General features: G+C 39.8%; 18 protein-coding genes. 5 read left to right on the forward strand and 13 right to left on the reverse strand.

The annotated features are described in order from the left end of the window. Positions 1–36 precede the first annotated feature (36 nt). From RM529_RS03455 to RM529_RS03465, 3 genes are all read left to right on the forward strand, one after another. Positions 37–729, forward strand: coding sequence for an arylesterase (locus tag RM529_RS03455; protein ID WP_311483359.1), 693 nt, complete (start codon positions 37–39; stop codon positions 727–729). Between the two features lie 164 nt (positions 730–893). Next, a complete protein-coding gene (locus RM529_RS03460) occupies positions 894–1,082 on the forward strand; it encodes a type II toxin-antitoxin system HicA family toxin (RefSeq protein WP_311483360.1) in 189 nt (62 codons plus the stop codon). A gap of 4 nt (positions 1,083–1,086) precedes the next feature. Next, positions 1,087–1,482, forward strand: a complete 396-nt coding sequence (locus RM529_RS03465; protein ID WP_311483361.1) for a helix-turn-helix domain-containing protein — start codon at positions 1,087–1,089, stop codon at positions 1,480–1,482. A gap of 308 nt (positions 1,483–1,790) precedes the next feature. Here RM529_RS03465 and RM529_RS03470 read toward each other — a convergent pair whose 3' ends face one another. The 7 genes from RM529_RS03470 to RM529_RS03500 form a co-directional block, all read right to left on the reverse strand. Continuing rightward, a complete protein-coding gene (locus tag RM529_RS03470) occupies positions 1,791–2,174 on the reverse strand; it encodes a DUF3037 domain-containing protein (RefSeq protein WP_311483362.1) in 384 nt (127 codons plus the stop codon). Further along, a complete protein-coding gene (locus RM529_RS03475; RefSeq protein WP_311483363.1) occupies positions 2,164–2,943 on the reverse strand; it encodes a HipA family kinase in 780 nt (259 codons plus the stop codon). The genes RM529_RS03470 and RM529_RS03475 overlap by 11 nt, the downstream gene beginning before the upstream one ends. 33 nt (positions 2,944–2,976) lie before the next feature. Then, a complete protein-coding gene (xseB, locus tag RM529_RS03480; RefSeq protein WP_311483364.1) occupies positions 2,977–3,195 on the reverse strand; it encodes an exodeoxyribonuclease VII small subunit in 219 nt (72 codons plus the stop codon). Then, the gene (gene xseA / locus RM529_RS03485) at positions 3,188–4,516 is read right to left on the reverse strand and encodes an exodeoxyribonuclease VII large subunit (RefSeq protein WP_311483365.1); all 1,329 of its coding nucleotides are present in this window, start codon (positions 4,514–4,516) and stop codon (positions 3,188–3,190) included. Before xseA ends, xseB begins: the two co-directional genes overlap by 8 nt. A gap of 98 nt (positions 4,517–4,614) precedes the next feature. Continuing rightward, positions 4,615–5,694, reverse strand: coding sequence for an endonuclease/exonuclease/phosphatase family protein (locus RM529_RS03490; protein WP_311483366.1), 1,080 nt, complete (start codon positions 5,692–5,694; stop codon positions 4,615–4,617). A 199-nt stretch (positions 5,695–5,893) separates the two neighbouring features. Continuing rightward, positions 5,894–7,699, reverse strand: a complete 1,806-nt coding sequence (locus RM529_RS03495; RefSeq protein ID WP_311483367.1) for a mechanosensitive ion channel family protein — start codon at positions 7,697–7,699, stop codon at positions 5,894–5,896. Positions 7,700–7,898: 199 nt separating this feature from the next. After that, positions 7,899–8,687, reverse strand: a complete 789-nt coding sequence (locus RM529_RS03500; protein ID WP_311483368.1) for a PhzF family phenazine biosynthesis protein — start codon at positions 8,685–8,687, stop codon at positions 7,899–7,901. Positions 8,688–9,146: 459 nt separating this feature from the next. Here RM529_RS03500 and RM529_RS03505 point away from each other — a divergent pair, with 459 nt between their 5' ends. Beyond that, on the forward strand, positions 9,147–10,547 hold the full coding sequence (locus tag RM529_RS03505; protein WP_311483369.1) for an exonuclease domain-containing protein: 1,401 nt from the start codon (positions 9,147–9,149) through the stop codon (positions 10,545–10,547). A 51-nt stretch (positions 10,548–10,598) separates the two neighbouring features. On the opposite strand, the gene RM529_RS03510 is transcribed toward RM529_RS03505, so the two are convergent. From RM529_RS03510 to RM529_RS03535, 6 genes are all read right to left on the reverse strand, one after another. Then, the gene (locus RM529_RS03510) at positions 10,599–10,766 is read right to left on the reverse strand and encodes a hypothetical protein (protein WP_311483370.1); all 168 of its coding nucleotides are present in this window, start codon (positions 10,764–10,766) and stop codon (positions 10,599–10,601) included. A 170-nt stretch (positions 10,767–10,936) separates the two neighbouring features. After that, entirely contained in the window at positions 10,937–12,433 is a 1,497-nt protein-coding gene (locus RM529_RS03515) for a GFO_1087 family putative carboxy terminal peptidase (RefSeq protein ID WP_311483371.1), read from the reverse strand. 259 nt (positions 12,434–12,692) lie between these two features. Continuing rightward, a complete protein-coding gene (gene katG, locus RM529_RS03520) occupies positions 12,693–14,954 on the reverse strand; it encodes a catalase/peroxidase HPI (RefSeq protein WP_311483372.1) in 2,262 nt (753 codons plus the stop codon). Positions 14,955–15,840: 886 nt separating this feature from the next. Next, entirely contained in the window at positions 15,841–17,307 is a 1,467-nt protein-coding gene (locus RM529_RS03525; RefSeq protein ID WP_311483373.1) for a glycosyltransferase family 2 protein, read from the reverse strand. A gap of 478 nt (positions 17,308–17,785) precedes the next feature. Continuing rightward, the gene (locus RM529_RS03530) at positions 17,786–18,145 is read right to left on the reverse strand and encodes a helix-turn-helix domain-containing protein (protein ID WP_311483374.1); all 360 of its coding nucleotides are present in this window, start codon (positions 18,143–18,145) and stop codon (positions 17,786–17,788) included. A 2-nt stretch (positions 18,146–18,147) separates the two neighbouring features. Beyond that, a complete protein-coding gene (locus RM529_RS03535) occupies positions 18,148–18,444 on the reverse strand; it encodes a type II toxin-antitoxin system HigB family toxin (protein ID WP_311483375.1) in 297 nt (98 codons plus the stop codon). 205 nt (positions 18,445–18,649) lie between these two features. On the opposite strand from RM529_RS03535, the gene RM529_RS03540 reads away from it, so the two are divergent. Beyond that, positions 18,650–19,180 (forward strand): DUF4494 domain-containing protein, encoded by a 531-nt coding sequence (locus tag RM529_RS03540; RefSeq protein ID WP_311483376.1) that lies wholly within the window; start codon positions 18,650–18,652, stop codon positions 19,178–19,180. Positions 19,181–19,774 lie beyond the last annotated feature (594 nt).

Raw genomic sequence — 19,774 nt, forward strand, 5'->3', positions numbered from 1 at the left:
AAAATAAAGAAATGATTTCGATTTAATACCCCTGCTATGAGAAACTTGATGCTGATTTGTTCGATGTTTTTTTTCCTTTCTTTTATTTCCTGTGGGGATGCTGCCCAAAAAGAAAAGGAGAATGAAGTAGAGGAGGAGATTTCTTCTGAAAAGATTGCTACTGTTGAAGATGAAACTAAAACCATTCTTTTCTTCGGAAACAGCCTTACGGCCGGTATGGGTTTAGATCCCAATGAAGCATTTCCAGCCTTGATTCAGGAAAAAATTGATTCTTTAGATCTTAATTATGAAGTGATAAATGCGGGATTGAGCGGGGAAACCACTGCCGGTGGCCGAAACCGTATCGATTGGGTGCTGAATCAAAATGTTGATGTATTTATTCTGGAACTAGGTGCCAATGATGGTTTGCGCGGAGTGCCACTGGAAGAAACCAGGAGAAACCTGCAGGCGATAATAGATATCGTTCGGAAAGAGAATCCGGATATCAAAATTATCCTCGCAGGAATGCAGATCCCACCAAACTTAGGGCAGGAATATGCTGCGGAATTCAGGAATATTTTCCCTGAACTGGCAGAAGAGAATAACGTAGCACTTATTCCGTTTTTGCTTGAAGACGTAGCAGGTAACCCGGAATTGAATCAGCAGGACGGGATACACCCAACCGCTGAAGGTCAGAAAATCCTGGCGCAGAATGTTTGGGAGGTTTTGGAGCCGGAAATTACAGAATAGCTTTTACGAGGCCTGAAGTTGAAAATATTCCGGTTTGGGTTTAGACTTGTTACGGATTTTGGAAAAGTTGTTAAAGATGCTGAAAGGGTCAAATCAAAAAATTTTTGTTTGAAAAAAGTAAATTATAGTTTACCTTTAGGATCTGGAAAATATGGTGATTCTAAATGAAATGTTCCCAACTTTATCGAATACTGGCAAATGACGGTTGGTATGCAGTATCGCAAAAGGGTTCGCATGTGAAAATGCGACACAATACAAAGAAGGGAACGATTATTTTTCCAAATCACGGAAGCCAGGAAATGGGTAAGGGACTGGAAAGTAAAATATTAAAAGACGCTGGAATTAAAAGATAGGGTTATGACTAAGAAGAAAAAAATCATTATGACAGTGGAAAAAACCGATACGGGATTTTCAGCATTTTCAAACGAATATCCAATCTTCACGACTGGACAATCTATTCCCGAATTGATAAATAATACTTACGAGGCCACCGGGTTTTACTTTGAGGAAGAAAAGGTAAAGGTAGAACCCAACGACATTAAATTTGAAATTGATTTTCAGCAATTTTTCAAATATTACAAAGTGATTAACGCAAAATTCCTGGCCGAAAAAATTGGAATGAACACTACCTTACTTTCTCAGTATGTTTCAGGGACCAAGAAACCTTCAGCGAAACAAACTGAAAAGATATTAAATGGAATTCACCAAATCGGGCAGGAACTTTCTGGAATTAATTTGTTGCAGACGGCATAACAGAATTTCAGAAATGCTTGCTAAAAACCTAAATAACCGCAATTGTTTGGGATAACGAAAAAAATTTGTAAACTAACCTGAAATTGGGACTGCCAAATCCGCAACTGCCGGTTATGCCATATGTTGAAAATGCTAAATTTCAGTAATCAAAAGTACTTGTACTTCATTTTCTTTCCAATTTGGTGATGCCATAAAATTGACATTTATCGATCTTTAATTTTTTGTGTCACGAATTCAAAAATAAGTTCAATTTGTTGAGCTTCAAACGACCAGATCTCACAGGTTTTAAAAACCTCGTGAGGTCTTATCTAAAGCACCATTTCTCTGAAAAGCCGCTGAAATGTACCATCCAGTTCACTGCACATCCCGGGATGAGGTCGGGAAGTTTGGATTACAGAACTGCGTACCGCGGTAAGCCAACGGAAGCGGGAGGGCACGTCCTGTTGCGCTATAGGTCCGCCGTCTTTTGCGCCTTCGCTTATTTTCTTTAAGGATTCCAGATTCTTTTCAATCTGGTCAAAGTCAATATCTTCCGAAAGACATTTTAAACGGGATTCGTCGAGTTTGTAGATAACTTTCAGAAATTTTTCTCTTTTACAAAAGAAGATGATCCCCACATTCAGGAATTCCTCCCTTTCCACCTTAGGCAAAACCCTTATTACAGCATATTCATATAAGTGCCTATCTTGCATTTTTTGCTTCTTTTATAAATACTTCTGAATTTTCCAGCCTTATTAATAAAAACCGGGCGTAGGTTTCTCTTATCTCCTCCGGACTTTCTTCTGCGCCTTCCCATTCGAGCCATTCTACCGGAATAAGATTTACAATATTCCTTATTTTTTCTTCAGTAAGAATGGCTTTGCATTCCCGGTTTACTTCCTCCAGTTTTGACGCTTGCGGCAATAAAACGTGATCTTTTATAAGGTTAAAAGGAGTCTTTGCACTTTTCTCCATATTAGTCCAGGAATGGTGAAAATAAAAGGACGCGCCATGATCAATAAGCCATAATTCCTTGTGCCAGATAAGCATATTTGTATTGCGGTAGCTACGGTCTACATTGGTAATAAACGCATCCAGCCATACAATTTTTGAAGCGAGCAAAGGATCTACTTTGGTTACAACAGGGTCAAAATTGATGGCGCCGGAAAGAAAATGAAGTGCAAGGTTTAGTCCCTGACTTGCTTTTAGAAGGTCCTGAATTTCCTCGTCTCCTTCAGTTCTTCCAAAGGCTTCGTGCAGATTTGCGAAAACCAGTTCCGGCACTTTAAAACCCAGTGCCCTGGCAATCTCACCTCCCAGCAGTTCGGCAATAAGGGCTTTTCCGCCGTGTCCCGCCCCTTTAAACTTCAGCACATATTTAAAATCGTCGTCAGCTTCAGCAAGGGCAGGTAAGGAGCCGCCTTCACGCAAAGGAGTGATATATCTTGTAACGGTGACCGTTCTTAATTCGTTAGGATTCATTTGTAATTTCTGAAGGTGGGCAAATTTAAAAGATTATTTCGCGTTGCCAATGGAATAGTTTCTAATCTCTTCCAGTACCTCCTGAACGTTTTTTTCTGTTTTAAAAAGTTTGTCTTTACAGATTTTCAGAAGTTCTGAAGCACGTTTTATTTTAATATCCAGTTCATCTATACTAATTTCTGAATTTTCCATTTCAGAAACGATTTCCTGCAATTCGGCATTGGCACTGGTGTAATCTATATTTTCAGTCATTTTCAGGCTTTTTGGTTGATCTTTCTATTCGGCTTATAATTTTACCGGAATACAGCTGCGTCTCCAGCAAAATTTCAGGTTCAAGTTCTTCAGTATTGCGAATAATTTTTCCGTTTTGGCGCGTGATGCTGAAACCTCTTTTCAGAATATTTTCGGGAGACAGCATGTTTATTTTTTCCTGCGTGAATTTCAGGTTTCTCCGCTCTTCGGTAATTGGCTTTTGAGCAAGGGCGGCTATTCCCTTTTGTGTTTGAAGGAGATTGATTTTCTGTTCTTCGATAGTTACCCTGGAAAAATTTTTAAGCTGAAAAACATACTGGTTCAATTCTGCTTTGGAATGATCCAGGGAGCGCTGGATAAATGAAGAAAACAGCCTCGCAGTCTCCTTGAGGTTGTTCTTTTTATCTTTGAATAACCACGCGGTATGATTCTGGATTTTCTGTTCCGCCTCCTTTAACGGCATTGCAAAATCGTGGTATTTTTGAAGCAGGAATTCCGCAATTTTGGTAGGAGTAATAAAGCCTTGATAGCTTACCAGTTCGCTTACGGTTTCATTACTGGCATGCCCTATTCCTGTTAAAACTGGCAGTGGGAAAGTCGCAATTCTTTTTGCCAGCAGGTAATTATCGAATGAGCTTAGGCCTATTTCGCCACCGCCACCACGAATAATTGCAACAGCATCAAATGTTTCCTGATATTTCCTGATATTTTCCAGTTGCTCAAGGATCATTTTTACAGAACGTTCCCCCTGTAAAATTGCCGGGAAAAGAAGGTGGTGAAATTTGTAGCCCCACGGATTTTTATCGATCACATCCAGAAAATCCTGATATCCTTTACTGGTTTCTACAGAAATTACAGCAATGGTTTTTGGAAGATCAGGAAGGCTTAAATTTTGATTTTCAGCAAAAATATTTTCTGCTTTGAGTCTTTCTATAGTCTCTGCCTTTTCCCTGGCAAGTTCACCCAAAGTATATTCAGGATCAATATCGATAATGTTGAGGGCGAGGCCATGAGTTGGATGGTACGTGACAGCGCCCTGTATCACTACCGTCATGTCGTTTTTGATTTCTTCCTTAAGAACAGCTTTAAATTTTGTATTTATCTTTTCAAAGTGGGAAGCCCAAATGTTGCCACGCATTTCTGCGATCACCTTTCCGTTCTTCTTTTCAACCAGCGTGGGATAGCAGTGGCCGCTTTTGGGATAATGATTAAGTTTTACTATTTCGGCTTTTATCCATACAATCTTGTTGCAGTGGGTATGGATCACTTTTTCAATGGACCTGCTAAGACTGGATAAGGAAAATATTTTCTTTTCAGACATTTTTAAGCTGAAGTTAGCTTCTTAAAGGTATTAATTTTTTAGAAGTTCTGTTGGAAATAAGCTACCGCAAAATGTCTTCAGAATTTTGAGCCGTAAGATTATAAGTTCCGCACCATTGGGTTAGCTTTTTCAATCTTTTCCTCGGCCCATTCTTTTTCTTCCTCATCTGCTCTCTCAGGCTTTTCCTGGACATCTTCGGCATAAGATTCATAACTAAGACGAATAAAGATTGGAAAATGGTCAGATCCCACACTTTTAAGCCTTTTTATGGTGATTAGTGAAAAATCTGCAGTGTGAAAAACATGGTCCAGCGGCCAGCGAAAAACAGGATATCCCGTGTGGAAAGTATTGTAAAAACCTCTTCCTATTCGCGGGTCCAGAAGTCCGCTAAGGTTCTGGAAAAGCCTTGTGGTTCTCGACCAGGCAACGTCATTAAGATCACCAAATACTAAGGTGGTTTGATCATTCCCTTTAACCTCTCTTCCAACAAGTAAAAGCTCGGCATCACGGTTGGTGGAATTAGGATCTTCAGAAGGGCTTGGGGGTTTTGGATGTAAACAATGAATTTTCACCCTTTTCCCGCTTCTTAACCTTACCCAGCCATGAATGGAAGGAATTTCTTCAGAAATAATATATTTAACCTCTATTTCTTCAAGCTCCAGCCTGGAATAAAGGTGCATTCCGTAGAGATTATCCTGCGGAATCTTAATGGTGTGCGGATAATCCTTTTCTATAACCTCCAGCTCTTTTTCCCAAACCTCATCGCTCTCCAACGTGAGGACGATATCTGGTTCTAAATCCCGAATGTGAGAAATGAGAAGATGATAATTTTTATTGCTTGTAAGAACATTGCTTACCAGGATGGAAATAAGGTTATTCTCATCGTTAGGTAAGGATTTTACCACCTGTTTCCTGGCAAATACCGTGTATGGATATATTTTTATTGCCTGATAGATAAAACTGAAGAAGAGCAACGATGTAATTATGATTTCCCACGTATCTTCAAAGGAATAAATGTACAGGGAGTAGCTAATAACAGCCAGAATAAAGACACTAATCTGTAATCTGGGAAAGTCGAAACCTCTAACCCACCATTGATCAAAAGTTGTAAGGGAAGCGATTGTTGGTATAAGCGCCAGGACGCCAAAAAGAATAGCTAATATTTCGGGGAAGGTCATATTAATAAATGTCTTTCAAAAAATCAACAAATATACTATTTGTTTTATTCAGAGGTATTTAAAATTGCGATGATTTGGTGCTATCCTAAAAATGGCAATTTTTGTCCCTCTATCTGCCGGTACACCATACCGGGCTAAAGCAGAATACAGATTCTATAAAAATTTTGTCGCAATTCCTTCGGAAGAAAAAAAGAATTTCTCACAACCCAGGAATTTTTCCTGTTCCGGCATTGTTTCTTTTCGTCGAGCCTTCCGGAGGATAAGGCGTTTTGTCCTTGATCTGTTCAATCCTACCGGGGTCAAAAGTGGGAATTTGAAGTGCTCCTTCTTCTTTCCATTTCCTGACTTTTTCTTCTGCATTTCTCGATTTTTCTTTAGATAAACCTTCATCCCGGCCAAAGTAAATTGTTTGGGAAGGAAAGGCAAAGCCGGTACCGCTTTCTCCAACAACATCCATAAGCTGTAAAAGCAAATCTTCTCTCACCTCAAGGAATTCATCAAAAGTCTTTACGGTAACATAAGCGAAAACTTCAAGGTTTATAGAATCTGCACCCAGTTCTATAAAACGTACCCTTGCCGGATCTGGAGAAACCATAGGATGCGCATAAAGCACCGATCGTAATTCTACCAGGAGGTACCTAATCTGGTCTGGCGTGGTTTCGTACCGTAGACTTAGGACAGTATGAAACCAAAACCGATCTCTATGGGCGTAATTTTCAATATTTTCTGAAGAAAATTGTCCGTTTGGAATAGTCACTACAGTTCTGGCCAGGGTGCGGATGCGGGTAGAACGCATCCCTATTTTTTCTACAGTGCCAACGGTATCACCCACCTTACAAAAATCGCCGACCCGTACAGGTTGATCTGCAATAACCGTGACGCTCCCAACAAAGTTTTCTATTGTTTTTTGTGCACCCAGTGCCAATGCTATACCACCAATACCCAGTGCGGCAAGTCCTGTGGTAACATCTACACCAACAGATCCTAAAATGGCAATTATGCCAAAGATCACTATAGCTACTTTTGCGGCCCGCTGCAGGAAAAGAACAACAGAAACCCCAGAGACATTTCCGCGGTGGCTCATTCGCTGTTTACTAAAAGAGCCAATAAATTCGGTAAGGCTCCAAAGCAGGATTAGAAATGCAAGCAAGCCAATAATAAGCGTTATTCCGCTGAACTTCTGCCTTAGTATAATTGAAATTCCAATACTTTGGGAGATGATTACAAAAAGCAACACTGCAAGATAGAGCCGTACAGGTAATGCCAGTGCTTTGATAATATGCGAGGTAGGTTCTGTTTGTGCTTTTTTCCAGGTTCTGCCGATTATAAAGCGAATTGTAAAAACAATACTCCATGCAAGCAGGTAAGCAAAGACAGCCAAAAGAACGGCTGCAATCCATTGTCCAACAGGGACTCCACCCCAAAGATTATCGTGCAAAACATCGGGCATTATTCTTTCCAGAAGCAGGGTATCCCTAATAGTTATACCTGCAATAGTCTGCATGGTTTCAGAAGCAAATAACCAGATAGGGCCACCATCGGGGCCTTCTGTTGATTCAACATATAGCTGGATTTCTTCACCGCCGGCAATGACCGTTCCCACCTGGTCCACATTGGCAGGTAAATTTTCTTCTTCACTACCGCTATTTTCATTACTAATCCAGGAATAGGGCATAATATTCCCACCGCGGTCCAGCAATTTCTGCAGGCTTGCTGCAAGTTTTTCTCCTTCCTGTTCACTGGTAATTTGCTCCAGGTTAAGATATTCACTAGCCCTGGAGTAGTTCCTTTCAGAAACTGCGTTTATAAAACCGCTAACAGTTCCCCTGGGAGTACGCCTGCCAAGAGGATCTGCCGCCCACTCTGGTGTGGGAGCTTCCTGTTTTTCGGTTTGGGTCCCGGGAATAAGCTGGGCGCTTCCTTTAAAAGGGTTAGAAATTAAAAGACTGGTCACAAAACAAACCAGGAAATATTTTTGAAAGCGGGATTTTGATCTAAAAAACATGCCGACGAAGATAGGTTTTAATGCTTTTTCAAACTATCAAAAAAAATAAAAATCCGGATAAAAATCTGCCAACATATAAAATTTTATGAACAATTACGGCCATAAAAAGGTCCCGCTTCTAAAATGGCAATTATCGGCAGTATTTAAGATGAAGATAAAAAGTTGTGGTTTTTCTGAAGAAATGGTGAAGTTCAACAATCTATTCTGTCCACAATTTTCCTATGGAATACGTCCTGGCATTGCCGCTAATAGCAACGCGGTCACCATTGTTTTTACAGAAGAGTTTACCGCCACGTTCTGAAATTTGATTAGCTTTCATTTCGGTTTTACTGAATTTTTTACTCCAATAAGGGATAAGCGAGCAGTGTGCAGATCCTGTAACAGGATCTTCAAAAACTGAAGCACCCGGGGTAAAAAACCTGGAAACAAAATCGCAGCTTTTGCCCGGCGCAGTAAAGATCACCCCGCCGGGGCCAAGCTCCAGTTTGTCAAATTTTAAACGGTCAATCTGAATATTCTTGATGTCTTCTTCATGAGGATAAACTAAAACAAAATCGCGGGCTTTTAATGTTTCCTGCGGCTGTATATTTATGGAATCGCGCAGCAGCGAAGGCAGAGGAGTAGGGGAAGGTTTACGGGACGGGAAATTAAGCGTGTAGTGTGAATCTTCAATTTTCACTTCAAGTTCTCCGCTTTTTGTGTCAAACAAAATTGTTTTCCTGGTGTAACCGCGTATCTCCTTAAGCGCATGCGCGGTTGCAAGTGTAGCGTGGCCGCAAAGATCTATTTCTGCTTCAGGAGTAAACCATCTTAGCTGGATCCTCAAACCATTATCTACAAAAAAAGCAGTTTCTGCAACGGCATTTTCCTTTGCGATCTTCAGCAGTAAATCATCTGCCGGCCACCTGGACAAAGGGACGACACAGGCAGGGTTTCCCGAGAAAAGCTCGTTTGTAAAAGCATCTATCTGGTAAAGGTGTAATTGCATTTTTTGCTTTTTATGTAAAGTTAAAATGTTTTCTGTAAAAATCGTTTCATTAATCTTAACTGAAGGTCGATAACTGGCAAATTTTAATCCCGACCTTAAATTGAAGAACACGAAGGAATATGAAATTTTCATCTTCCGGATAAATTAAAAGATCTGGATCCTAAAATGGCAATTTTCGACCTTTTTTAGCTTCTGAAGTAGTTTTTTCTTCAGAAGTAGCCATAAAAGCTGCTTTATTTCGTGAAAAATTGTCTCTTCGGAAGGATTTTAAAGGTAAATTTCGTTTTTTCTGAAGATTTAGTGGCTCTCTTTATAATAGGAGATCGAAAATTGCCAAATTTCGGCATCTGCCGTTCGTTTTATCCGAAAAATTGATGATTTTATTCAAACCCAGGATTTGAAAAAATTGGATTTATTCCAATTGTAGGAAATATTCCTAAATTTTGTATATTTGTCTGGATGAAAGATAGAAAATTTGCTGTAATAGACGTGGAAACCACCGGCGGTGGTATAAGTGGTAACCGGCTTACCGAAATTTGTATTGTATTGCTGCAGGGTTCAGAAATCCTGGATAAGTATACTACGCTTATTAATCCTGAAAAGATTATTCCCAATTACATTACTTCCCTTACGGGTATTGATAATGAGCTGCTTGAGGATGCACCAAAATTTCATGAGGTGGCAGATGCTATTGAGGAATTTACTAAAGGTGCTGTTTTTGTGGCCCATAACGTGAATTTTGACTACAATGTGCTTCGGAATGAATTTAAGGCGCTTGGCAGGAATTTTACACGAAAGAAACTATGTACCGTCCGCCTGTCCCGAAAACTTATTCCCGGACTTTTTTCCTACAGTCTCGGAAAGTTGTGCAGCTCGATCAATATTCCGTTGAACAACAGGCACAGAGCTGAAGGAGATACCGATGCAACCGTAATTTTGTTCCAAAGGTTACTTGATTTGGATGAAGGCGGAGAGGTGTTATCTTCTTTTTTACATCCACATTCCAAAAATGCGACCTTACCACCGCATCTTTCTGCAGAGCAAATTGAAGATTTACCAGAAACCCCCGGAATTTATCTGTTTAAGGATAAACAGCATGAAATTATCTATGCCGGAAAGGCGAAAAACATTAAAAAGCGTGTCTGGTCCCACTTTTATGACAAGAAAACAAAAGAATATCAACTTGGGCAGGAAACCTCTTATATAGATTTTGAAACTACCGGAAACGAACTGTTGGCACTCCTCCTGGAATCTGATTATATCAGGAAAAAATATCCAAAATTTAATCGGGCTCAAAAGCGCCCCACGTATACCTACCAGATCATAAATTACAGGAATCAACGCGGAATAATACAGCTCGCCATAGGCAGGACAAAGCAGATCCATGATTCTGCAGCCACTTTCTATAATCGTGCCCTGGCCCAGGAAATGCTGGAAAAGCTTTGTGAGAATTTCAATTTATGTCCTAAGTACTGCACGCTTCAATCCAATGTGAGCCAATGTTCCCATTACCGCATCAGGAATTGTGAAGGTGTTTGTGATGGATCAGAATCTGTTGAAGACTACAATGCGAAAGTGGAAGCAGCGATTACTTCCCTCAAAAACGAAAAAGAGACGTATGTTATCAAAGAGAAGGGGAGACATAAAGATGAACAGGCTTTTGTGTTGATCAAAGAAGGTCGATATTATGGTTACGGATTTGTAGATGCTGAGGTGCAAATTCAGAATTTTCATGATTACGAGCCCTTTCTTAAACTTCAGGAATCCACCTTCCATACCCACCAGATTATAAGCAGTTATCTACGGAAGAAGGGGACAGATAATGTTATTCGTTTTAACGAGGTGCTTATGGCAGGGTAGGAGTTGGTTTTGTTGTAATAATACAGGACAACGACCGGAGTTGTTCATATATTATTTCTCCATTCTTTTTGAAGGATTTTCTTTTTTCCTTTTTTCTGCGGCTTCAGCTTTATGAGCCTGCTTTCTGACTTTTACAATGGTATAAATAATTACAACAAGCAGGACTAAACCCATGATTATTGCAAATCCGGCACCCCATCCAAAACTAATATAAAACATTACTGTTAGTGTTTAATTGGCAATTTTCGTCCTTCCGGATCTGATTTCAAATTACGGTTTTAATGAGTAGCACAAAAATCTGAGGACAAAGAATGAAAGCCCCGGGCCGTTGTAAAACAGCTTTTTCTCTGTTTCTTACAGCCGAGGCGATTTTTATTTTTCAACGGTAACTATTGGTTTTTCTCTTCAGCTCTTTTCAGTAAAACTTCCGGTACAGCGTCGAGATACATTTTTTGATATCCGGCATTGTACATTCCGCTTTCGCCTACCTTCCGGAGGTTTTCATTCCCCTTTTTATGAGCAATCTGGGCTTTACCAAGAAGATGATTTAACGCCGCCTGGAGTAAAGGTTCGGAAGGATCACCAAGGGTTCCAAGGTTGCTAACCTTTTCCGAGTAGGTTATATCGGGAACCAGTCCATCTTCATAATCTGATTTTCCTTCAGCATTGGCAGACTTAAATACGAGTGGTTGGATGGCGTAGGTGTGATTTTCGTTTGCGCCTTCCTTCTGAAAATTCGGACTATCATATAGCGTCACCGAAGCCTGAAATTTTCCGGTTGTCTTCTCCCCAATTTGTACCACATCTATGTAAGGCTCCAGACCATTTATCACAAGTTCGCTGGCAGAGGCGGTACTGTTAGAGGTAAGTACATAAACCTTGGAAAGGTTAAGGCTGTTAATGGCTTCGCCGGTCCTTATTTTACCGTTAAACCTGTTTACAAGCCTTTCAGAATTATTGGCCTCGTAATATTCCTGGTACTCTTCGTTCCATTGTTCCTTCATAAACATTTTTCCCTGGAATTGCCCGGTAATCATACTGGCAAGGTCTATGGCAGATTCTACCGAGCCACCACCATTGTAACGAAGATCCAGGACAAGGTCTGTAACTCCTTCACTTTTTAATTGTGCAAAGGCTGCGTTTAATTCTTCGTCAAAATCGGCAATAAAAGAGTTGTACATAAGGTAACCTACCTTTTTACCTTCAACATCGAGGGTTTTCACCAATTGTACGGGGTTGGAAGTGTAGGAAAAATTTTCTAATGTAACACGCTCATCAGAAGGTTGAAGATATCCATCTTCAATTTTGGCAATTTTGATACTAAAGGATTCCGCCTCCATCAATTCCTGGAAGTTGTTAAGAGTCATCTTTTGTCCGTCGATCTCAGTAAAAATGGTTCCTCGGGTAAGTCCGGCGTCTGCCGCAGAAGTTCCGGGAATCACGTATTGAAGAAAGCCAAAGATGTTATTGGAACCGCTTATACGGCCCAGGCCAAATTTCATTCCGGCGGTACTACTTGTAATTCCTCTGAAGCTTTCCTCCAGTTCATTATAATCATCAGTTATAAAACTGAACCGGTCCCTGTAAGATTTGACGCCGGCAAAAAGGTTTTCCGGAGCATTAAAATCTTCAAGGAAATCATTTTTTTCAGTAGTTGTGGCAAAATATTCATCACCTAATTCCGGCACATCTTCTTTATATAAGTAGATGTTATTCATACCTTTATAGATAAACTCCTGTACTTCCAGCTCCCCGGTTTCAACTATTTCTTCATCTTCGGGATTTGTACTGGTAAATTCCTGGTCCAAAACTTCATCGTCTTTAGAACAGGAGGTAAGGAATATTGCAAAAAGGGCGGTAATCAGGCTAAGCTTTTTCGTCTTCATAGTTGTCATTTCAGTCTGTCACAGTCAAAAATTTTGCAGCTATAATATGATTTTCTGCGGAAGTAAATAAATGTTATTTTGCTGTTTTTCAGAGTATTTGCTACTAATGAAGCAGCAATTGTGCCAAGATTGAATATAAATAATGTCAATTTTATAATCAGAGTTTCCTAAATAAAAGCATTAGTTTTCTTGAACACAAAAAAGGTGGCTTGTAACAAACCACCTTTTTAATAATCAAAGTTTTCGTGCAATACTACAGTTAATCACGCAGATCGAAACGATCCAGGTTCATCACTTTGTCCCAGGCTTTTACAAATTCTGTCACAAATTTCTCTTTGGCGTCATCGCATGCATATACTTCAGAAAGGGCACGAAGTTCAGAATTAGATCCGAAAATAAGATCTACCCTTGTCCCGGTCCATTTAACTTCATCTGTAGCACGATCGCGGCCTTCAAATACATCCTGCGCATCTGAAGTTGCTTTCCACGTGGTGTTCATATCCAGTAGATTTACAAAGAAATCGTTGGTAAGCTGTCCCGGGCGTTTGGTGAATACCCCGTGCTGTGAACCATCAAAATTGGCGCTAAGAGCACGCATCCCACCAACTAGTACAGTCATCTCTGGCGCAGTAAGCGATAGCAACTGAGCGCGGTCTATCAATAGCTCCTCAGCCGAAGCAGATAAGCTGTTTCTCTTTCTCATATAATTTCTGAAGCCATCGCCAACTGGCTCCAGAGGATTAAATAATTCTGCATCTGTTTGCTCTTCGCTTGCATCCATGCGACCCGGTGCAAAGGGAACTCCAATGCCATATCCTGCATCTTTAGCTGCTTTTTTAACAGCTACGCATCCTCCCAAGACTATAAGGTCTGCAAGAGAAACTTTTTTGCTACCAGATTGGGAATCATTAAATTCTTGCTGAATATCTTCAAGTTTATTTATTACTTTTTGTAATTGTGGTGGATTATTTGCTGCCCAATGTCTTTGTGGCTCCAGACGAATACGTGCGCCATTGGCACCGCCCCTTTTATCGGAATTTCGATATGTTGAAGCCGATCCCCATGCGGTAGTGACAAGTTGAGATATTGATAATCCAGATTTAAGAATCTTTTTCTTCAACTTTTTAACGTCACTTTGGTCTATTAGTTTATGATCGACCTTTGGGATTGGATCCTGCCAAAGCATGTCTTCAGAAGGTACTTCCGGACCAAGATAACGGGCTTTTGGCCCCATATCCCTATGTGTAAGCTTATACCATGCTTTGGAAAAAGCTTCTGCAAACTCCTCAGGATTCTCATGAAAGTGCTTTGAAATTTTTCCGTAAGAAGGATCTTCTTTTAGTGCAATATCTGATGTTAACATAAAAGGAGCGTGCTTCTTATCGGGATCGTGAGCATCGGGAATAGTACCTTCACCGCCACCATCTTTTGGTTTCCATTGAAATGCTCCACCCGGTCCTTTATGGCATTCCCACTCATAACCGAACAGATTATTAAAAAAACCGTTGCTCCATTGTGTAGGAGTATTTGTCCAGGCTCCTTCCAGTCCACTGGTAATGGTGCTGCCCGCATTTCCGGTTCCGAATTTATTTTTCCAACCAAGGCTCATTTCTTCCATAGGCGCACCTGCAGGTTCTGCTCCTACATATTCGTTGGCATCGGCTGCTCCGTGGGTTTTTCCGAAGGTATGCCCACCGGCAATAAGAGCCACAGTTTCATAATCGTTCATTGCCATACGGCCAAAGGTCTCTCGGATGTCCTTTGCAGATCCAAGAGGATCGGGATTTCCGTTAGGTCCTTCAGGATTAACATAAATTAAGCCCATATGAGAGGCTCCCAGAGGCTGTTCCAGGTTGTTATCATCGGCATAGCGTTCTTCATTACCAAGCCATTCACCTTCAGATCCCCAGTAAATATCTTCTTCAGATTCCCATATATCTTCACGGCCGCCTGCAAATCCAAACGGTTCCAGTCCCATAGATTCTAATGCGACATTCCCTGTTAAGATCAAGAGATCTGCCCAGGAGATTTTCTTTCCGTATTTTTGTTTGATTGGCCAGAGAAGGAGTCGGGCTTTATCAAGATTGGCATTATCTGGCCAGCTGTTTAAAGGAGCAAATCGCTGCCCGGCAGTACCCGCTCCACCGCGGCCGTCGCCTATACGATAGGTTCCCGCACTATGCCAGGCCATACGAATAAATAATCCGCCGTAGTGGCCATAATCTGCCGGCCACCAGTCCTGGGAGTCGGTCATAAGATCGTGAAGGTCTTTTTTAACAGCAGCCAGGTCCAGGCTTTTAAATTCCTCGGCGTAATTAAAGCCATCGTCCATAGGGTCAGATAAGCTGGAATGTTGTCTAAGGATACGTAAGTTTAACATATTTGGCCACCAGTCGCGGTTTGTAGTACCACTACCGGCAGATTTATCCAGTGCCCCGCCTAAAAAAGGGCACCTGCTGGAGTCGTTTACTTCCCAGGCTTTATGTGTGCCGGGGGAATTGCGATGTTCGTTGTTTTCCATTTTTGGATGGTTTTTAAAGATTAACAGGATAAAATTACTATAATTTTTAACTATGGAATTAATATATCTATAAAAATAAATTATAATCCGGAGGCGAAAAACTATTGTAGTAAGATAAAAAATATGTTGGAAACAATCCAGGGAAATCACAGGATGTTCCTTTCCCAGGAATTTTTACTTAAAGATTTCCTGCAATGCTGAAGAGATAAGGAAATGAAATATTCGGTGAACTATAAATTTCATTTTTTCTTTCTGAACATAATTTTTCTGTCCGGCTCCAATCATTAGGTCGAAAATTACCAAATTTTGAGAGTGGTCTTCTTCCTCATTATAATAAATCAAGAGAATTTTTTTCAATTGCTGAAGGGGAACCACGGAAATTGAATATTCAGGTAGTTATAAACTTCATTTTTTTCTCAAAAACCGGTTTTCTTAACGAATTTGAGCAATTAAGGTCGATATTTGCCAAATTTTGAGAGCTGTCTTCTTTCTCATTATAATAAACCAGGAGAATTTTTTCAATTTCTGAAGGGAAACCACGGAAATTGAATATTCAGGTAGTTATAAACTTGATTTCTTTCTCAAATACCGGTTTTCTTAACCAATTTGAGCAATTAAGATCGATATTTGCCAAATTTGAAGACTGACCTTTTCTAAATGTATTCTCAGTTACTACACCTCTTCAGAAGAAATAGATATTTCAGTTAAAATCCGGATTTTTGATACTTCAGAATAAACAAACCCGGCATTCTGCCAAATAAAAAAAGTTACCGAGAATGTACCGGTAACTTTTTTATTCGATAATCGAGATTTTAATGCTCCGTGGGTTTGCCCCGAAGCAGTTTACTTCCGCAGAAAATTGCACGAAGAGAGATGGAAATTTTGACTATTTCTTTTGCGGTAATTCACGAGTTAACCAACCTCTTCTATTGGCCGTGGCCATGGCATAAGGCGTGATCCAAAACAAGCTGAACGTATAAAAAATACTGTAGGAATAGGCCCAGAATGCTTCAGAAATATTGTACTTCCTGGCATAAAAGAAGGCAGGGAGACTTGAAAATATCAATATACTCAGCAGTGTGGAACTGATGAATAATACAGGATGTAAAAGCAATAGAACAAGCATCATCAGGAACAGGGGATAAGCCGTGATCATATGCATCCATTGATTTACCAATAAAAGACGCGTACCCGATTTTGATCCATCTCTAAAGGTCTTAAAGGCAAATTTTGACATCATGAGGTTTTCACGCACATTACTCCTTTCCCAACGGGTAAACATTTTATGCAAGCTGCTGAACTTTTCGGGAATGTTGGTAAGCACATAGGCATTCCGCTGAAATAAAACGTGATAACCTTGCTTCAGGATCATATTGGTCATGGCGCGATCTTCACCAATATCACTGGGCTGCCCCATAAAAGTCTGATTGATCCACTCGGGCAGGCAGTTCCTTACAGCTTTACTGCGATAGGCTGCCAACGCGCCCGGGGTACATAATACAGATCCCAACACACTTTGTGCAGATCGTATAAATTCAAAACTGAATACAAAGCTCACATTAAGCATACGCGGAATGATTGCCTTCTCATTATTAAGAACCCGAACATTTCCTGCCACTGCACCACAATTTTTATTGGTTACAAAAGGCGAAACCAGGTTGCGCAACGTATCTTTCTCTACAATAGAATCGCTGTCCACAGTTATAAAAACCTCACCTGTACCCATTTTGAATCCGCGGTAAAGAGCATGTCTTTTTCCCTGGTTTACCGGCTGCTGATAAATAGCAACACGGTCCCCCAATTCCTCTTTGGCTTTCTTCATCCATCCCCAGGTATCATCCTTACTACCATCATCAATAGCGATTAGTTGTAGTTTTTCTGCAGGATAGAGGCTATTCACCAGGCTTAGTAAAGTGGAATAAACCTGTTTGCCTTCGTTATAGGCAGGTACGATAACCGTACAGGATGGCAGCTCCTCATCTGTAACAGAATTGACCGGTTTATAGCGAAAGAACAGTCTGGAAATATAGGCTAAAAAGCTCAGTCTGAATATTAGAAGGAAACTTGTAAGCGCTAGCAGGATCATTCCTCCCACGGTGTTCATTCTGCTTAAATTCATTTCCTGAAATTGAGGTTGCAGCAGGTAAACTGAAAAGGCTCCCGCAATTAAAAGTAATAGCGTACCTGCCAAAGTAAAAATATGCCTTTTGGTAAAGCTTGCCTTGCGGTAGCTTTCGGAAACCTGTTCTTTTTCGTTGCCAGATAGTATGTTATTTTTTTGTGGTGTGTTATTATTTGTTTTTAAATCTTTACCCGAAGTTGACGGGGGTAATTTAAGCTCTTGTGTTATCATCTTTAGTTTTTTATTTCACATCTGTTTCTTCGTGCTTCTTAACTGAAAAAGAATAAACAGACTATTCCATTTTTCTGAAGTGCGGAAACCAATTTCTGTACCGTGAGTAACGGTGTTGAAAATCAGGCTGTTTATCTTGAGTGATGTGGAATAAATGCTGGTACAGCTGAAAAATATGTGGATTAAATCCACAATAAAAGTAGTCTCAGAGGATCCTGTGAGGGTTGATGAAGTAATTGACAGGATTTCAAACAAGGGTACAGATGCCCATATTTAGCTATCTACTAAGCTAAATCGTGGCCAAATTTTTTAAGATTTATTACAAAACGCAACGGATTTTAAGTTCTTCGCTGCGAACCGCTGAGTATTTCACGCTGTGTTTACGGCGTAGTAATATAGACTGGGATGTTCCTGGTTGTATTGTTTCGGTTTAGAATTAATTTTAAAGAATTCAATCTTTCCGGATAGTCTCCTGGAGTTACACGCCTAAAACAATAGAAGCATCAATTCCCAATTTCAGGCTTATTTCCCTTGCCACCTTTAAAGTAGGCTCGCTTTTACCGTTCAGGTATTCACTCACTCTTGAAGTACTTACTCCTAGTAATTGAGAAAGGCGTTTCTGGTTCAATCCCATTTCAGCCATACGCAATTTAATAACTTCAGTAAGAGAGGGTCTTTGAACCGGATGGTTTAGTTCTTCATAATCTGCCACCAGTTCAGACAAGAGGTTTAATTCAATATAACCTTTAGCATCCTGATTCTCTATATTTTCAGAAAGCTGTAAAAGTTCTTCCATTCGTTCAACTATAGCATTGTATTCTTTTTCTGTCTGTATCATTGCTAAATATTTTTAATATCCTTGATCTTATCATACTTCCCGTGTGTTCCTAAAAACCGGATGTAAACCTTTTTAGCATTAAATGAAATAACGGCAATAAGTCTGTAATCATTCCCTTTAATGTTAAAAACAAAACGGTGGTTCCCAACATAATCCACAGAATTAAAATCTTGTCTTAAATCATTTATATTATCCCAGTTCTTTGCTGTTACAGTGTGATACCAAAATTTTAAAGGGCTTTCAGCATCTGGATGAATTTCCAGAAATTCCTTTATCCTTTTGTAAGTAACGACCCTCATTATGTAACGACCCGAATATAATTGGCAAAGATACTATATTTTGTAATTTGAGATAATAGTTTGAAAAATAAAACTTTCATTCGTTTTTACTTTTTCCTGACAACTCCATCAAATGAAACTGCGGGAAAAAATTGTGAATATCTCTTTGCCAGATTGAATAGCCGATCTGTTTTAAATTATATTTTTGCCTCCCTAAAATTATATTATGAGCGCAACCTGGTATGAATGTAAGGTGAAATACAGAAAAACACACGATTCAGGAGAACAGAAAATGACTACGGTTACTTATTTGCTGGACGCGGTATCTTATACAGAAGCAGAATCCAGGATTACCGAAGAGATGATGGCTTACACGAGTGAGGAATTCAGGATTATGAATATAAAAGTTGCAAACTTTGCAGAGGTGCATCCTTTTGAAAATTCCGATCGTTGGTTTAAGTCCAAGGTTTCGCTGGTAGCACTTGATGAGGAAAGCGGAAAGGAAAAGAAAACGAATATTTATCTGCTTGTGCAGGCCAATGATGTAAAAGAAGCTTTTGAAAATACCGGCATTGCTATGGAAACTACCATGGGCGATTATACCATTCCTGCTATTACAGAATCTCCTATTCTGGATGTATTTCCATATTTTACAGGAGAAGAAGAGCAGTTAGAAAAATTTAAAGTACTGGAAACTTCCAAAACCACAGCACAACCAACTTCGGAAATGGTAGAGCAGAAAGACGAGGAAAAATAAAATTGTTCTAATTATTTTCTATTGATAATAACTGGTCATCAGTGAAGACACCTCTTGATATCGGGAGGTGTTTTTTTGAAATATTTTAGTGATAATCCGGGAGTATATAAAAAATGTAGTTTTTGTAAGCTCTGAAACAGAAAAGAGGCTTTAAAAAGTCAAATTTTAGTTTGCATTAAATTTCCGGTAGTTAGCTTGTAAACCATAGCACAAAACAAATCAAACCCGCTAAGAAGATAATCCCGAATATTGACAGAGCTCTTGAAAAAAGCCAGTCCCAGCTAATCTGTTCCGCATAAGACAGATAAAATTCTTTTTTGCTGAATTTTTTTCTTTTTGCTTCCATGATTCACAGGATTTTAAGATATACATAGGAGAAACGCAAATTTAGCACCAAAAATTCCTACAACTTACTAGAAAGTTTAAAACTCAACCTATTTTGGAGGGGGCCTGGCCGCAGTTATAACGCACAAGATACTAGGTAAACCGCTGTGGTCGCAGGAGTTGGTTCTTGTTTCTTTGGAATTACGGGGAGTGAGTGAGAGACAATTTTTTGAGAATTCTTACAAAAATAAGGAAATACCAGAACAGTAT

The organism is Autumnicola edwardsiae, assembly GCF_031846505.1.
Taxonomy (GTDB): domain Bacteria; phylum Bacteroidota; class Bacteroidia; order Flavobacteriales; family Flavobacteriaceae; genus Autumnicola; species Autumnicola edwardsiae.

Coding starts and splice junctions, on each gene's coding strand:
- xseA (WP_311483365.1), bottom strand. CDS start 4,516: ATGTCTGAAAAGAAAATATTTTCCTTATCCAGTCTTAGCAGGTCCATT.
- RM529_RS03505 (WP_311483369.1), top strand. CDS start 9,147: ATGAAAGATAGAAAATTTGCTGTAATAGACGTGGAAACCACCGGCGGT.
- RM529_RS03500 (WP_311483368.1), bottom strand. CDS start 8,687: ATGCAATTACACCTTTACCAGATAGATGCTTTTACAAACGAGCTTTTC.
- RM529_RS03460 (WP_311483360.1), top strand. CDS start 894: ATGAAATGTTCCCAACTTTATCGAATACTGGCAAATGACGGTTGGTAT.
- katG (WP_311483372.1), bottom strand. CDS start 14,954: ATGGAAAACAACGAACATCGCAATTCCCCCGGCACACATAAAGCCTGG.
- RM529_RS03455 (WP_311483359.1), top strand. CDS start 37: ATGAGAAACTTGATGCTGATTTGTTCGATGTTTTTTTTCCTTTCTTTT.
- RM529_RS03495 (WP_311483367.1), bottom strand. CDS start 7,699: ATGTTTTTTAGATCAAAATCCCGCTTTCAAAAATATTTCCTGGTTTGT.
- RM529_RS03530 (WP_311483374.1), bottom strand. CDS start 18,145: ATGATACAGACAGAAAAAGAATACAATGCTATAGTTGAACGAATGGAA.
- RM529_RS03515 (WP_311483371.1), bottom strand. CDS start 12,433: ATGAAGACGAAAAAGCTTAGCCTGATTACCGCCCTTTTTGCAATATTC.
- xseB (WP_311483364.1), bottom strand. CDS start 3,195: ATGACTGAAAATATAGATTACACCAGTGCCAATGCCGAATTGCAGGAA.
- RM529_RS03470 (WP_311483362.1), bottom strand. CDS start 2,174: ATGCAAGATAGGCACTTATATGAATATGCTGTAATAAGGGTTTTGCCT.
- RM529_RS03535 (WP_311483375.1), bottom strand. CDS start 18,444: ATGAGGGTCGTTACTTACAAAAGGATAAAGGAATTTCTGGAAATTCAT.
- RM529_RS03525 (WP_311483373.1), bottom strand. CDS start 17,307: ATGATAACACAAGAGCTTAAATTACCCCCGTCAACTTCGGGTAAAGAT.
- RM529_RS03510 (WP_311483370.1), bottom strand. CDS start 10,766: ATGTTTTATATTAGTTTTGGATGGGGTGCCGGATTTGCAATAATCATG.
- RM529_RS03475 (WP_311483363.1), bottom strand. CDS start 2,943: ATGAATCCTAACGAATTAAGAACGGTCACCGTTACAAGATATATCACT.
- RM529_RS03540 (WP_311483376.1), top strand. CDS start 18,650: ATGAGCGCAACCTGGTATGAATGTAAGGTGAAATACAGAAAAACACAC.
- RM529_RS03465 (WP_311483361.1), top strand. CDS start 1,087: ATGACTAAGAAGAAAAAAATCATTATGACAGTGGAAAAAACCGATACG.
- RM529_RS03490 (WP_311483366.1), bottom strand. CDS start 5,694: ATGACCTTCCCCGAAATATTAGCTATTCTTTTTGGCGTCCTGGCGCTT.